This window comes from uncultured Shimia sp. (genome assembly GCF_947493595.1).
Lineage (GTDB): Bacteria > Pseudomonadota > Alphaproteobacteria > Rhodobacterales > Rhodobacteraceae > Shimia.
In genome coordinates this window covers 85,424-100,271 of sequence record NZ_CANLRL010000002.1, presented here as the reverse complement: position 1 = coordinate 100,271, position 14,848 = coordinate 85,424, and the positions used below count along the sequence as shown (strand labels likewise).

Sequence of the window (14,848 nt, the reverse complement as noted above, 5' to 3'; positions counted from 1 at the left end):
GCTCCTACCGTGCGTTGTTTGGCAAATCAAGCTTTATTGAGGGATCACATATTCCACGATCTCGGTGCGCTGGATCAAACGAAAGTTATCGTCCGAGATCATGGTGAGCCGAATGCGCCCTAACTCATCGCGCCAGACGGCCAATCCCTCGAGGTTGTCGTGAATGCCTATGCCTTTGCGCAACAACAGCTTTTCATCACTGGCCACGGTGCCTTCCACAGCGAAACTGCGCACCCGAACCCGAAAGCCCAGACCATTGAACCCCCGTTCCAGAAGGTACAATCGCCCGTCCGGCCCAAAATCTGCGCCAACAGGCTGAAACTGTTTCTCGCGCGGCAAGGTAAAGGCTTTCTCCCATTGGCCTTTCTTCAAAGTGAAGACTTGCGCGATGGTCTCATCGCTGATCGGTTGCTCGGGAATCGCAAAAATCTTGCCCCAATTGTTGATCGCCAAAGCTTCAAAGCCGCCGTTCACTTTCATTTGGTTGAAGGTTTTGCGCCAAGGCATGCCCTGTGCCTTCGCCCCTGGTTGGGAAAATCGGTTTAGGCGGTGTTTGCCTTCAAAGGACACCACAAGCTTACCGTCTTTCTGGAGCACCAACCCTTCGCTGTCGCGCAATCCTGCCTTTTGGGGAAAAGTGCCCTTGGTGTCCAACACCCGAAAGGATTCGACGCCCACAACACTGGAAACAGCACCATCTTTGCGGCGCAATGTGCCGGTCACAAACATCCCACGATCGGAGATCGCCACCATCTCGCGTCCGTTGTCAGACAGCTCGATGCCAGAAAACCCGCCAAACCACCCGTCGTGCAAGCGCCATATGTAGGTCGAAACATGCTCTGCTAGATCATCGGACGCGCCGCTATTACTGCGGCTCGCCAACACTCCAACACTGAGCACACACGCCGCTACGGCGATTGCAAAACTGCGACGCATTGTTGTGGAAGGTCCGTCATTTGAAGTTCACGTCGCGGCTTTGGCTTCGGCGCATTGGGATCTGGTGGAGGCGGGAACAGTATGTCCTGTACCCATTGCCGTGCGTCGTCACAGCCATCACCGGCGGGGGGTGGATCTTGGTTTACACAGCTCATGTCACCACTTGGGCAGTTTAAGCGTACGTGAAAATGGTAGTGATGCCCCCACCAAGGCCGGATTTTGCGTAGCCACGCGCGATTGCCTTTTTCGTCGTCACACATTTGGACCTTGGCGCCAGGAAAAACAAAAATCCGTGCCACTCTAGGATCACTTGCTGCGGCTTTTAGGATCTCGTGGTGCTGTTTGGTCCAATTGCTGTTCACATATGCGCCCCGTTCGCGCCGCATGGAAATCGACGAAATGCTCTCGCGCTCCGCAGCTGTCAGGTTGAGCCGGTTCGCGGGCAGCATCCAAATATCAATATCCAGTCCCAGCTGGTGGGAGCGGTGTCCGGTCAGCATCGGACCACCGCGCGGCTGGCTGATGTCCCCAACATAGAGCCCGTTCCAGCCAGGCTGTGTCGCAGCTTTGGCCGACAGGTCTTGGATATAAGAGATGGTCTCTGGGTGGCCCCAGTTTCGATTGCGCGACAGGCGCATGGCTTGCCAAGTTGGGCCGGTCTCAGGCAGCATATCGCCCCCTGCGAGGCAGCCCTTGGAATAGCCTCCAAAAGGCGCACTGTTTTGTTGTGAGGCGACAGGTTTGGCGCCAAAAAGCTGCTTGGCCTGCACGCCCTGCATACTCACAGGCACCTGCTGCTGAGTCGATACCGCAACCGTGCGCTCTGGTGCTTCGTTCTTACACGCGGCAAGCCCGATCAGGGCCAGTACAGTTAAGAAGCGGTAGCCCATGTGTCGCTGTCTCCCTTTGGGTTGACCCAGCGTAGCAGGATCAGACCCAATAGGAAAAGAGCGATCAGCGGTGTCACGCCAATCTGTTGACTGCCGGACATGAGCGTCACCACCCCAATCATAAAGGGCGCGATGAAGGAGGTTGCTTTGCCGGCTAGCGCATAAAGTCCAAAGGATTCAGCGGTTTTGCCCGGCAGCGCTTGCCGCACCATCATAGAGCGGCTCGCCGATTGAATCACGCCACCCGCAGCCCCAATCAATGCACCGAGTACATAAAAAATCACGTCGGGCAGTTTGGAGGTTTCTTCAACTGCAATGCCAAACACGCTCTCGCGGCAAACAAAAACGATGGCAATGGCCACACCACACAGCACAAAAATACAGAAGGTGATAACCGGCTTGGGACCCATTTTTGCATCCGCCCGCCCGCCAATCCAGGCAAAGATTGCACCGGAAATGATGGCTAAAATGCCAAAAATGCCCACATCCACCACCGACCAATTCAACACGCCCGCGGCGTAGATGCCGCCAAAGGTATACATCCCGTTCAGTGCGTCGCGGTAGAACATCGAACTGCCCAAATAGGCAAAAAGAGACGGGGTTTGTGGCAGATTTCGAATGGTGCCCCACACTTCTTTGAGCGCGCTGGCTGTGGCCCCTTTTGGCGGCTTGGTTGGCTTTGGATCCCGTACCCAGAGGAAAAACGGGATCATGAACACTGCGTACCACAATGCCGTCAGCGGGCCGACAAACCGCGTGCCTTCTCGCTGGCTCGCGTCGAGGCCAAAGGCAGGATCCAGACCAATCATGGTTTTGCCACTGTCAGCGTCTTCGGCAAACAACGCCAGCATCAGTACAAGCGTGACAAGTCCACCAACATAGCCAAACGCCCAGCCGTTGCCAGAAATGCGCCCCACTTCCTCAGTGGAACCAAGTTCCGGCAGCATTGAGTTGGTAAAGATCGTCGCAAATTCCATTCCGATAAGGCCAACGGCGAACAAAAACAGGGTCTTGTGCAAATCAAAGCTGCCGGGGGCCGCAAACCAAAGTCCAAAGGCGCCGACGACATACATTGCCGAAAACAGCCAAATCCAGCGCAGCCGGTTGCCAGAGTTATCCGCCATGGCGCCCAGCACAGGGGCGAGGATGGCAATGACAATGCCGGCCGCTGCAACACCAAATCCCCAAGCCGCTTGCGCTTCGGCACCATCGCCCATCAAATCTTTGATGTAAGGCGCAAAAATGAAGGTGATTAATAGTGTATTGTAAGGCTGGCTCGCCCAATCAAAGAAGAACCAACCCCAAATGCGCTTGCGCGCTGAAACGTCTGACATCCGCATCCCCCCGGACTTTGATTTACACTTAGACGGGATGTCACAACCTTAGCAAGTTAATCCTGCATCGGGGGCCACGGTCTGGTGGTTTCTGCGGCAATCCAATTGGCCACCCATTCTGGCGCGACCGGAGAGGTTTCTTCTCGCCCCATGCCCGCCAGAACACGATCCGGCGTTACAATGCCAGAGTGATCCGTTACCGCCGCACGGTAGAGCGCGTGGTTGGCACATTCGCCGTTTTGTTTCCACATGGACTGCTCCAGGTAGATAAAGCGGTCATCCCAAAACACCGCCCGGCTGCGCATTTCCACTTTCTCAAACGTGCGGATGCGGCGGCGATAGCGCACCGTCGCCCCCGCCATGGTCATGCTCCATTTTTCCTGACGTAACACAGCCACCAAGCCGATACGTTGCGCCAGCGGGATGCGCCCCAAGTCAAACAGGGTCAGCGTGCGCCCGTTGTTCAACTCCATCCACAGGTCAATATCGGACGGCCAACACCGATGTGCAGACACATGTGTGCCGGTCAATGGCAGCGGGGCTGCGTTGCGGAATTTGATCAACTCTTTGACCATGCGCATGATGGGATACATGAAGGTCTCCTTTGGCCGTCCTTCAATGCGCTCTGCAACACATCGTCAACCGAGATTCCAGCGCAGACTTGTGCTTTGACGCAACGGTGCTTAACTGTGCCTCAATCGGAGCAAAGGAGCCTCTCATGATGGCAATTTATGGCCCACTGCGGCTGATCTTGGATATCGCCTTCTTCTTTATGCTGGCACATATCATCATGAGCTGGTTGATCAATTTTCAGGTTCTGAACCTGCGCCAACCTCTGGTCTCGCAAATATGGACCGGGCTGAACCGCCTGCTTGAGCCGATCTACGAACCTGTGCGCCGTGTGATGCCGGATACCCGCCCCTTGGATCTTGCGCCGTTGGTGGTGTTTGTCGTCATCATCTCTTTGCGTGATTACATTCTGCCAGCGGTTCTTCTCGGCTAACCTGCGCCTTCGGGCTTGAGGCTGCCGCCCGCCTATGGGACAGTCGCGCGCAACGCAGAGTGTCCCAACAAAAGGTGAGAAATGCAGGCCGCAACCACGGTTCTGAGCGATGTTTTTGGCTTTGACGCCTTCCGCCCGGGACAAGAAGAGATTGTGGACGCTGTCACTCGCGGTGACAATGTGCTGGCGATCATGCCAACCGGCGGGGGCAAGTCGTTGTGCTATCAATTGCCTGCGCTTGTGCGGGGCGGTGTTACGGTTGTGATCTCGCCTTTGATTGCGTTGATGCGCGATCAAGTGCGGGCATTGCGCGAGGCAGGGGTGGAAGCAGGCGCGCTGACCTCTGGCAATACCGAAGAAGAAACCGCGCAGGTTTGGGATGCGCTTGATGCGGGCCGTCTTAAGCTCCTTTATATTGCGCCTGAGCGGCTTGCCTCTGGCGCGTCGCTGGGCATGTTGCGCCAGATTGGCGTTGGTCTCATTGCGGTGGATGAAGCGCATTGTGTGAGCCAGTGGGGCCATGATTTCCGGCCGGATTACCTGCGCATTGGCGAATTGCAGCGAGCCTTGGACGTTCCGATTGCAGCCTTTACCGCCACAGCTGATGCCGAAACCCGCGATGAAATTGTCGCGCGTCTGTTTGGTGGCGCAGCGCCGCAAACTTTCCTGCACGGGTTTGACCGACCCAATTTGCATCTGGCCTTTGCGGCCAAGGACAATCCTCGAAAGCAAATTTTACAGTTTGCTGCTGCCCGAAAGGGGCAATCCGGGATTGTCTACTGCGGCACCCGTGCCAAAACGGAAACACTGGCAAAAGCTCTCCGCGAAGAGGGCCATCTGTCGTTGCATTACCATGGTGGCATGGATCCACAGGAACGCCGTGATACCGAAGTTCGATTCCAGCGCGAAGATGGATTGATTGTGGTGGCAACTGTGGCCTTTGGCATGGGGGTTGATAAACCTGACATCCGCTGGGTGGCACATGCCGATTTGCCCAAGTCGATCGAGGCTTATTATCAAGAGATCGGTCGCGCAGGTCGCGATGGCGCGCCCGCGGAAACGCTGACCTTGTTTGGCCCAGATGACATTCGTCTGCGGCGGTCGCAGATTGACGAAGGTTTGGCACCACCTGAACGCCGTGCTGCTGACCATGCACGTCTCAATGCGCTTCTGGGGTTGGCGGAGGCCTTGGAGTGTCGTCGCCGCAACCTGTTGCAATACTTCGGGGAAACTGAGGTCAACTGCGGGAAGTGCGATCTTTGCGATACGCCACCCGAGGTGTTTGATGGCACCGTAGCTGTGCGTAAAGCGCTGTCTGCCATTTTGCGCACCGGTGAATGGTTTGGGACCGGTCACCTGATCGACATTCTGCTGGGTAATGACACCGACAAAATCCGCGAGCGAGGCCATGACGTTTTACCGACTTATGGTGTCGGCACAGAATACGATAAACGCCAATGGCAAGCGGTCTTCCGGCAGATGATGGGCCATGATCTTGTGCGCCCCAATCCGGAACGCCATGGCGCTCTGACCATGACGGATCGGGCAAGGCCAGTGTTGCGGGACGAAGAAACTGTGCAGCTGCGCAGAGACACCATTCGCACCACCTCGCGCAGGCCCGCTGCAAAGACTTTGGTGAGCGAAGAAAACGCCCCCCTGATGTCCGCACTCAAAGCCAAACGCCGCGCGTTGGCAGAAGCTGCCAAGGTTCCCGCATACGTGATTTTCCCGGATCGCACCTTGGCGGAAATGGCGGAGGTGCGACCTTCCAATTTGGACGACATGGCGCGGGTGAGTGGCGTTGGCGCTAAAAAACTGGCCAACTATGGTGACGCCTTTCTGGAAGTGATCAATGGGGAAGCAGAACAGATGCACCCCAGCCGTCGCAAGATCGCGGGCCGGCAGGACGCCAGCCTTTATGATTTATTGCTGGAAGCCCAATCCAAACTGCTGCGGGGGCCGGAAGGAATTGACAAACCAATGAGCTGTTCGGCAGGCCTTTTGGCAAAAGTTGCCAGCACCAAACCCCGCGACGCCCAAGCGATGGAACGGCTGTTGGGGGACCGTCGTGCAGACCGGTTTGGTGAGGCGTTTCTGGACGTCTTAAGAGATGCCACTTAGACAGATCCAAAATATGAGGAACACCCGATGCTTGTAGTGATCTCACCTGCAAAACGTTTGAACTGGGATCCCGTTGAGGGGCCAACAACGGAACCCGAGTTTCAGGAAGACGCTGTGCGCCTGGCCAAAACCGCTCGCAACCTCACGTTGGCAGAGCTGCGCAAGTTGATGGACCTCAGTGCGGATTTGGCAAAGCTGAACCGTGATCGGTTCAAGGCGTTTGAGGCAATGCCTTCGGGTGAACTGACTCGCCCGGCAGTGCATGCCTTTGCTGGAGACACTTATGTCGGCTTGGACGCGGCAAGTCTCGAAGCGGATGAGATGCTTTGGGCGCAGGATCATCTTCGTATTTTGTCCGGGCTTTATGGCGTGTTGCGCCCGCTTGACGCGATGCAGCCGTATCGTCTTGAAATGGGCAGTCGCCTGAAGACACGTCGCGGCAAATCTCTCTACGACTATTGGCGCCAGGCGCCGGCCAAAGCGTTGCGCGCGCAAGCGGAAGAGATTCAGTCAGACACTTTGGTCAACTGTGCTAGTCAGGAGTATTTTGGCGCGGTCGATCTGAAGGCGCTCAAACTGCGCGTCATCACGCCGGTGTTTATGGAAGAGCGCAATGGCGAGGCTAAGATTGTCTCTTTCTTTGCCAAAAAAGCCCGCGGCAGCATGGCGCGTTACATCATTCACAACCGACTGAACGATGCCGAAGGCCTCAAAGAGTTTGACTATGGCGGATACCGATATCAGCCAGAGATGTCAGACGGAGACCGCTGGGTTTTCCTGCGCGATTATCCTGAGGCCTGAAGCGGTAGCTCTTCGGGTTGCGGGAACGGGTCAACTGTGTCGCCGGTATAGATTTCTGCGATCACCTTGAAGATTTCCTTCTTGCGCAGTGGCTTGGTGAGATACCTGTCCAACCCGTGCGACAAGATGTGCTCCTCATCTCCCTCATTGGCCAGAGCGGTCAGCGCAACAATTGGCACATGCCCCTTGGTGATCATTTCCAGGTCGCGAATTTTCTGAGTGGCCTCAGTGCCATCCATACGTGGCATGGAAATGTCCATAAAAATAAGGTCCGGTGCATAGGACTGGAATTTCTCGACAGCTTCGACGCCGTCATGGGCAAATTCCAGTTCGATATCCAAAGGCTTGAGCAGTTTTTCAAGCACTAAGCGATTTGTCTTGTTGTCTTCTGCCGACAGCACACGCATGCGCCGTTTTGTCGGTTTGCGTCTTTGAGATGCGCCCGCATTGGCGGCTTTCGCAATCCCGAGGTTTAACTCTGCACGTGAGCCCGGCTTCTGGAGGATCGCCTTCACAAGCGAGTCTTTCTCCATACCAGCAAAAACCTTCAAATCGCTGGTAAGCGCCAGGATTGGCGTGCTGATTTCCATCTTTTGCATCTCTGCGCCTAGGTCGCGGGCATTGATCCCGGAAGGCGTGTGATCCGCGAGGATCAAATCTACATGTGGCGCTAATAACAGCACCTGCGTTTGGTCGGTGCAGATAGTGACCGTGGCCCCCATTTGCTCCAGCTGTTTGTGCAGCAGGTCGCTGTTTACTTCCATATCCGAGGCCACAAGCACATGCTGAACCGTGTCCGGCAGCGGGATGGGAAGCTGCTCACAATCCTCCTCGATGGGCATAGAGAGTCGGAAGCCAAAAGACGTGCCCTCTGCAATCACGGAATCCACCCAGATTTCTCCAGACATCAGCCCAACAAGCTGTTTGGTGAGCGCAAGTCCAAGGCCGGTACCTTCAAATTCACGGTTCTGGCTGGTATCAACCTGATTAAACTCGCCAAAAATATGCTCCAGTTTTTCTTCAGGAATGCCGATGCCGGTGTCCTGAACTGTCACGTGTATCACCGCTTCAGAGCCGTCATTGGTGATCACACCGACCACTTGCACCTGGACATGCCCGTGATGTGTAAACTTGACGCCGTTTCCTATCAGATGTGTCAAAATTTGCCGCATCCGTCCGATGTCGCCAACAAACTTTGTTGGTAGGAACAGATCGTAGTCCACCAAGAGCTCCACGCCTTTTTCTCGGGCAGAGACCTGATGCAAGGTCATAACTTCATGGATGCAGCGCTCTAAATCAAACGGTTCTGTACGCAGCCCAACATTCTCAGCCCCAAGTTTAGAATAATCGAGCACGTCGTTGATGATCGAAAGCAATGCCTCGCCGGAGTTCTTGATGGTGGAGGCGAACAGCCGTTGTTCTTCACTTAAAGAGGTGTCCATCAGCAAGCTGGCCATGCCAACAACCCCATTCATCGGGGTGCGGAGCTCGTGACTCATATTGGCCAAAAAGGCGGACTTTGCTTGGCTTGCCGCCTCTGCTTCCTGACGGGCGTGTTGAAGCTCTGCTTCCTTGCGCACGGAATCAGTGATGTTGAGTGCAAGGCTGGCGCGATCCTCGCCTTGGTCTCGCTGATCAATCAGCTTCAAGAACTCTTCGTTCCACAAGCGCACGATCACCGGCTCTGGCTCATCTTCGTGCCACCGCTGCTCCATCATGTTGCACCAGTCATCGGGAGAGGTGTCTTCCAACACAAACAATCCCTCATGGGCGGCAAATTCCATGATTTCTTGGTAACTGATGCCAGGTTTGACGTGGTCAGCGCCCTCAAAGATGGCCAAATAAGCAGGGTTGGCGGCAATCATCTTGCCTTGGGCATCGAAAAAGGCAAACCCGTCGCGGATTGTCGCTATGGAATGCCAAAGCCGTCGTTCGGCTTGATCGGCGCGTTCTTTGGCGGTTTCCAAATCATGGCGCACTTTTTTGTTTTCGTTGACAACGGTTTCATACTCGGCGCGTGTTTCGACGATCTCATTGGACAGTTGCGCAGCATGTTTGCCCAGCTTGCGGTTGGCTGCATAAAGCTCGCGCTTTTTCAGCTCCAGCAAGCGTTCGGCTGCCAAACGTGCCCGTCTTTCGTCCGCAAGTTTTTGCGCCAGCGACATACGCCGATCCCTAAATCGTCCAATCCGTTGTTGGTCGTTCTCTCAAATGTCCATGAATATCTGCTTAATCGGATAGGCTGCATTTGCGGAATTTCTTATCGTTGCCAAGTCCGTGGCCCCCATGGCACCATTGCGGCATTGATTGATGGAGAAGCCTAATGTTTCGCATTTTTGTGGCTGCAATTTTGACTGTTTGTTCTGGTTTGGCGCATGCCGAAGACTCATTTGTGCCCGATCGCCGTATCGTCGTGAGCCGCGACGTAGATTTCTACGGGTCGGATCTGCAAAATCTGTTTGATACGACTTACGATGCTTGCATTGGGGCCTGTTTGGCCGATCAGGATTGTGTGGCTTTCACCTTCAATCAAAAGTCCAACGCCTGCTTCCCGAAATCAGCGATTAGCGAGCGGCAGCCTTATGAAGGCGCGTTGTCTGCGGAAGTGTTTGAAACGCCTCGCGGAACGCATTTCTTGGCTGGTGGGCGCGCAGAAGATCTGACTTTTTTGAGAAAGTCGGACTTTGACCGCGCCAAAGATTTGGCTGCCAATATCGGGCGGCATCATGCAGGTGGCCCCTGGACTGTGCAGGCAATGCTCGATGCGGCGCAGGAGCGCCGAGCCGATGGCAACAATCTGAGCGCTATGCGTTGGACCGGCGGCGCCTTGGCAAAATCGGACCGAAGCGACCTGTGGCACGAATATGCGCGCCTGAACGCTGACCTGAAAAGCGACAAGTCTTCAGAGTCCCGTACCTATCGTGAGCGCGCCTTCCTTGGCAGCATCAACGCCTACCTACGGGCAGAAGATCGCGCCGAACGCGTGAATGCCCTGATCTTGATGGCCGACCAATTGGAAGAGCAAGATCGGGGTAAAGCGGTGCTGCGTAGCTTGCGGCTTGCCGAGTCGATCCAACCGCGAACCGATGTGGCGCAGCGTTTGGACGCAGCCATTGGCAAATACGGGTTCCGAGTGTCTGAGCACGTTGTAGACAGTGATCTGGAAGAGCCGCGTTTCTGCGCCGAGTTCAATGAGCCTTTGGTCAAGGTTGGTCAGGACTACGCGCCATTTGTAAAACTGCCCAATGCGCAAATGGCTCTGAGTGTTGAGGAGCGCCGCATTTGTGTCGAAGGCCTCACACATGGACAACGCCTAGAAGTGACTTTCCGCGAAGGCCTGCCTGCGCAAAGTGGCGAAACGCTGATCAAAGATATCACGCTTAACGCCTATGTGCGTGACCGCAGCCCAAGTGTGGCCTTCGGAGGGCGGGCTTACGTTTTGCCGCGCAGCCAAGACGCGGGCCTGCCAATTGAAACCGTTAACCTGGATGAGGTTGAGCTGACCCTGCAGCGCGTGAATGACCGCAACATTCTACGTGCCATTCAGGACAGCTACTTTGGTCAACCTCTAAGCTATTGGCAGGTGGATGCCTTTGCCCGCGATGTGGCAGAAACCATCTGGACCGGGACCGGTGAGGTTCAAAATACCTTGAACAAGACCGTGACAACCCGTCTTCCGATGGCGGATTTGGTCGCAGGCCAGCCAGCTGGTGTCTATGCACTGACCGCGGATCTCCCAGGTGCCGACAAATACGATGAAACCTCCGCGACACAGTGGTTCTTACTGTCGGATATTGGCCTGACAAGTCTGAACGGCACCGATGGTTTGCATGCTTTTGTGCGCCGCCTGTCCGATGCCACGGCCATGGATCAGGCCAAGGTGTCGCTGATTTCTCGGGCCAATCGCGTTTTGGGCACTGTTACAAGTGATGCAGAGGGATACGCGCGCTTTGATGCGGGTTTAACGCGTGGCACCGGCGCACAGGCGCCTGCGTTGTTGCTGGTGGAAGCCGGTGAGGATTTCACGTTTTTGTCGCTAACGGACCCTGCTTTTGATTTGTCGGATCGGGGTGTGGAGGGCCGTCCAGCAGCCCCTCCAATTGACCTCTTTGTGGCAACGGATCGGGGTGCTTACCGCGCAGGCGAGACCATTCATGTGACCGCATTGGCACGCGATCCGGTCGCCGAAGCCCTGCCATCGCTCCCCGTAACCGCCATTCTGACCCGTCCGGATGGTGTGGAATACAGCCGCGCGGTGTCCACTACAGGTGTGGCCGGTGGTCATGTGTTTGACATGCCGCTTGGCACGACTGTTCCACGTGGCCGCTGGACGTTAGAGTTCAAATCCGACCTAGAGGCGCCCGCTTTGGCTACGGCAAAGGTGCTGGTCGAGGACTTCCTGCCTGAACGTATCGACTTTGAGATGACACCGCCAAGCGGACCTTTGACCGAGGACGACCCAGCCCCCCTCAAACTTGAAGCGCGGTATTTGTTTGGGGCGCCTGCGGCAGATTTGAGTGTCGAAGGACAGCTCACCCTGCGGTCACAGTCTGAGATCGAAGGGTATGAAGGTTACCGCTTTGGACGCTATGACCAGCCTTTTTATGGTCAAACGGAGTATTTCTTTGGCGATGTGACGGATGCCGACGGTCGCGCGGACATATTCCTGCCCCTGCCATCGCAAGAAGCCGCCGGTCGCGCGCTGTCCGCGGACATCACAATTCGGGTGCTTGAAGGCTCTGGCCGTCCAGTGGAGCGCCGTTTGTCCCATCCGGTGGCCGCACAAACCGCGCTGATTGGGATCAAACCACGATTTGACGAAGACGTTGTTCCGGAAGGTGGCACGGCGCGATTTGAATTGTTGGCCTTGGCGTCCGACCTGTCTCGTGCACAGATGCCGGTGCAGTGGACTGTCAACCGTGTGGAAACGCGCTATCAATGGTACCAATTGGGCGGCAGTTGGGAGTGGGAACCGACCACCCGCCGTACGGCCGTGGCCAGTGGATCTGCAACACTCGGTGACACGGTTGTGGAAGTCGGTGCACGGGTGGATTGGGGTCGCTACGAGATTGTGGTGGAACAGGACGGCGGCGATTTTGTCTCCAGCGCCGTTGAATTCTACGCGGGTTGGTACGCACCTGTAGATGCAACTGAAACCCCAGACACGCTGGAGCTGTCGTTGGACAAGGACATGTTCCGCAGTGGCGACACCGCGCAGCTACGCTTGGTTCCGCGTTTTGCAGGTACGGCCCTGGTCTCTGTGATGTCTAATCGGTTGATATCCATGCAGGCCGTGGAGGTCAGTGAAGGCGAGAACCTGATCCCGTTAACTGTCACGGATGAATGGGGGGCGGGCGCTTATGTGACAGCTTCCGTGATCCGACCGTCCGACCTGCCTGCTGGTAAGAACCCGGCGCGGGCGCTGGGGCTCAGCTACGCAAAAGTGGATCCGGGTGCCAAGCAGCTGTCGGTTGACCTCATTGCGCCGGCGCAAATCGCACCTAGAGGACCGCTTGATGTTTCTCTTAAAGTTGAAGGCGTCGCAGAGGGCGAAACAGCTTTTGTGACCTTGGCAGCTGTGGACGTGGGTATCCTCAATTTGACAAACTTTGAGAGTCCCGATCCATCTGGGCATTATTTTGGTCAGCGTCGATTGGGTATGGAAATCCGTGATATTTATGGACGCCTGATCAATGGCATGACCGGTTCCATGGGGGCGCTGCGGTCTGGTGGCGATGCCAATGCAGGGTCCAAGTTTGACTCGCCGCCACCCACTGAAGAGCTTGTGGCCTACTTTCAAGGCCCCATCGAAGTCGGCGCCGATGGCATGGCGCAGGTTCAGTTTGACATGCCGCAGTTCAATGGCGCTGTGCGATTGATGGCCGTGGCGTGGTCGGCGACCGGTGTCGGGCAGGCGGAGCTAGAGGTTTTGGTGCGTGATCCGGTTGTGGTGACCGCCAGCTTGCCAAGGTTCCTTGCACCGGGTGACGAAAGCCGGCTGCTTCTGGAGTTTGTGCATGCAGAAGGTCCCTCTGGGCGTATGGGGTTGGATGTAGTTACGGAGAGTGGCGTCAGTTTGCAGTCCAACAGCGTGCCTTCGGGATTATCGTTGAAACAATTGGGAAGTGCGCGCCTTTCGGTGCCGCTTGTGGCAAAGGAGATTGGCGATCACGTGATTGACGTGGCGTTGACGACAGCAGATGGCAAGGTGCTCACAAAAACGCTAACGCTGCCTGTGCGTGACAATGACCCGGAAGTGAGTGAGTCCCGGCAGGTTGTTTTGGCAGCCGGAGAGGCGTTGACGCTGGGGTCAGATTTGTTTGCAGACTTGCGACCGGGTACAGCCGAAACGTTTTTGTCTTCTGGCGCGTTGGCGCGATTTGATGCGCCAGGATTGATGCGGGCGCTAGACCGTTATCCCTATGGCTGTACTGAGCAAGTTGCCTCGCAAACCTTGCCTTTGTTGTACTTCGAGGACGTCGCGGATGCGCTTGGATTGGTGGCGAGTGATACGCTGAGCACACGTATCGCAGATGCGATTGAGTTGGTGCTCACTCGTCAGTCCAGCAACGGTGCATTTGGATTGTGGCAACCCTCCTCCGGTGATTTCTGGTTGGATGCCTACGTGAGTGACTTCCTGTCCCGCGCCAAATCGCAAGGGCACGCTGTGCCGGACGTGGCTTTCACGCAAGCGATGAATAACTTGCGCAACCGAGTGAACTATGCGCCGGACTTTGACAATGGTGGCGAAGATCTCGCCTATGCGTTGATGGTTCTGGCACGTGAAGGCGCCGCCAATATGGGCGACTTGCGTTACTACGCTGATGTGAAGGCAAAGGCGTTTGCAACGCCTTTGGCGGCGGCGCAGCTTGGTGCGGCCCTTGCGTCTTATGGAGATCAGACACGGGCAGACTTTATGTTCCAGCAAGCCGCCCGATTGATCGAAGGACAGGCGCAAACCAACGAGAGCCCCTTGTGGCGTGTAGACTACGGCACCAACCTACGTGATGCGGTTGGTGCGTTGACGTTGGCAGTTGAAGCTGGAAGCGCGGCCTTGGATCGAGGGGCGCTGTTGTCGCGTGTCACTGCTCCAGAGCGAGATTTGTCTACCCAGGAATCCGTGTGGTCCTTAATGGCAGCACATGCATTGATCGAGGATGCAGGCTCCAACACCTTGAGCATGGATGGTGTCGCATTGGATGGACCGTTGCTGCAGCGTTTGTCCGACACCGATCTGCTCTCAGATGTTGTGCTGAAGAATGAAGGGGATAATCCGCAGGCGGTTACAGTGACTAGAGTCGGCGTGCCGACTTATCCTGTCCAACGCGGAGGCTATGGGTATCAGATTTCCCGTCAGTATTTCACAATGGAAGGCAATGAGGTTTCGGGGACGGATGTGGCGTCTGGCGACCGGTTTGTCACGGTGTTAACCGTCACGCCGTCAAGCAAAGTGGGTGCGCGATTGATGGTCAACGATCCGTTGCCAGCCGGGTTTGAGATCGACAATCCCAACCTTTTGGTCAGTGGCGATGTGCGCGCGTTAGAGTGGTTGAAACCAACCTACGCAGAGCACAGTGAGTTCCGCTCAGATCGGTTCCTAGCGGCGGTGGATTGGCAATCAGATCAACCGTTTAGGTTGGCCTATGTCGTGCGAGCGGTGTCCCCAGGGGTGTATCATCACCCGGCGGCTTCGGTGGAAGACATGTATCGACCGCAGTATCGCGCCAACACAGATGCAGCGCGCCTGATTGTGACCGAGTAAC

At 56.1% G+C, this 14,848-nt stretch carries 9 protein-coding genes; 4 read left to right on the top strand and 5 right to left on the bottom strand.

Features of this window, described 5'->3' with window-relative positions; genetic code table 11:
• Window positions 1–33: 33 nt before the first annotated feature.
• Genes Q0955_RS06030 through Q0955_RS06015 form a run of 4 tightly spaced genes read right to left on the bottom strand, consistent with a single transcriptional unit; the run spans window position 34 to window position 3,753 of the window.
• Window positions 34–936, bottom strand: coding sequence for an esterase-like activity of phytase family protein (locus Q0955_RS06030; protein ID WP_299421295.1), 903 nt, complete (start codon window positions 934–936; stop codon window positions 34–36).
• Complete coding sequence (gene mepA, locus Q0955_RS06025; protein ID WP_299421293.1) at window positions 909–1,826, bottom strand: penicillin-insensitive murein endopeptidase; 918 nt, start codon at window positions 1,824–1,826, stop codon at window positions 909–911. Before mepA ends, Q0955_RS06030 begins: the two co-directional genes overlap by 28 nt.
• Entirely contained in the window at window positions 1,808–3,160 is a 1,353-nt protein-coding gene (locus tag Q0955_RS06020) for an MFS transporter (RefSeq protein WP_299421290.1), read from the bottom strand. The genes mepA and Q0955_RS06020 overlap by 19 nt, the downstream gene beginning before the upstream one ends.
• 56 nt (window positions 3,161–3,216) lie before the next feature.
• A complete protein-coding gene (locus Q0955_RS06015; RefSeq protein ID WP_299421288.1) occupies window positions 3,217–3,753 on the bottom strand; it encodes an acyl-CoA thioesterase in 537 nt (178 codons plus the stop codon).
• Window positions 3,754–3,878: 125 nt separating this feature from the next.
• On the opposite strand from Q0955_RS06015, the gene Q0955_RS06010 reads away from it, so the two are divergent.
• The 3 genes from Q0955_RS06010 (at window position 3,879) to yaaA (ending at window position 7,085) form a co-directional block, all read left to right on the top strand.
• Window positions 3,879–4,163 (top strand): YggT family protein, encoded by a 285-nt coding sequence (locus Q0955_RS06010; protein ID WP_299421285.1) that lies wholly within the window; start codon window positions 3,879–3,881, stop codon window positions 4,161–4,163.
• Window positions 4,164–4,244: 81 nt separating this feature from the next.
• Window positions 4,245–6,284 (top strand): DNA helicase RecQ, encoded by a 2,040-nt coding sequence (recQ, locus tag Q0955_RS06005; RefSeq protein WP_299421283.1) that lies wholly within the window; start codon window positions 4,245–4,247, stop codon window positions 6,282–6,284.
• Window positions 6,285–6,311: 27 nt separating this feature from the next.
• Window positions 6,312–7,085, top strand: coding sequence for a peroxide stress protein YaaA (gene yaaA / locus Q0955_RS06000; protein ID WP_299421281.1), 774 nt, complete (start codon window positions 6,312–6,314; stop codon window positions 7,083–7,085).
• Here yaaA and Q0955_RS05995 read toward each other — a convergent pair.
• A complete protein-coding gene (locus tag Q0955_RS05995) occupies window positions 7,070–9,250 on the bottom strand; it encodes a response regulator (protein WP_299421280.1) in 2,181 nt (726 codons plus the stop codon). The genes yaaA and Q0955_RS05995 overlap by 16 nt on opposite strands.
• Window positions 9,251–9,408: 158 nt before the next feature.
• Here Q0955_RS05995 and Q0955_RS05990 point away from each other — a divergent pair, with 158 nt between their 5' ends.
• On the top strand, window positions 9,409–14,847 hold the full coding sequence (locus Q0955_RS05990) for an alpha-2-macroglobulin family protein (protein WP_299421278.1): 5,439 nt from the start codon (window positions 9,409–9,411) through the stop codon (window positions 14,845–14,847).
• The last annotated feature ends 1 nt before the right edge of the window (window position 14,848 follow it).

What these genes read in the sequence shown, in the direction of transcription:
- Q0955_RS06015 (WP_299421288.1), bottom strand. Translation starts at nt 3,753, where the DNA reads ATGTATCCCATCATGCGCATGGTCAAAGAGTTGATCAAATTCCGCAAC.
- Q0955_RS05990 (WP_299421278.1), top strand. Translation starts at nt 9,409, where the DNA reads ATGTTTCGCATTTTTGTGGCTGCAATTTTGACTGTTTGTTCTGGTTTG.
- Q0955_RS06010 (WP_299421285.1), top strand. Translation starts at nt 3,879, where the DNA reads ATGATGGCAATTTATGGCCCACTGCGGCTGATCTTGGATATCGCCTTC.
- recQ (WP_299421283.1), top strand. Translation starts at nt 4,245, where the DNA reads ATGCAGGCCGCAACCACGGTTCTGAGCGATGTTTTTGGCTTTGACGCC.
- Q0955_RS05995 (WP_299421280.1), bottom strand. Translation starts at nt 9,250, where the DNA reads ATGTCGCTGGCGCAAAAACTTGCGGACGAAAGACGGGCACGTTTGGCA.
- Q0955_RS06020 (WP_299421290.1), bottom strand. Translation starts at nt 3,160, where the DNA reads ATGTCAGACGTTTCAGCGCGCAAGCGCATTTGGGGTTGGTTCTTCTTT.
- mepA (WP_299421293.1), bottom strand. Translation starts at nt 1,826, where the DNA reads ATGGGCTACCGCTTCTTAACTGTACTGGCCCTGATCGGGCTTGCCGCG.
- Q0955_RS06030 (WP_299421295.1), bottom strand. Translation starts at nt 936, where the DNA reads ATGCGTCGCAGTTTTGCAATCGCCGTAGCGGCGTGTGTGCTCAGTGTT.
- yaaA (WP_299421281.1), top strand. Translation starts at nt 6,312, where the DNA reads ATGCTTGTAGTGATCTCACCTGCAAAACGTTTGAACTGGGATCCCGTT.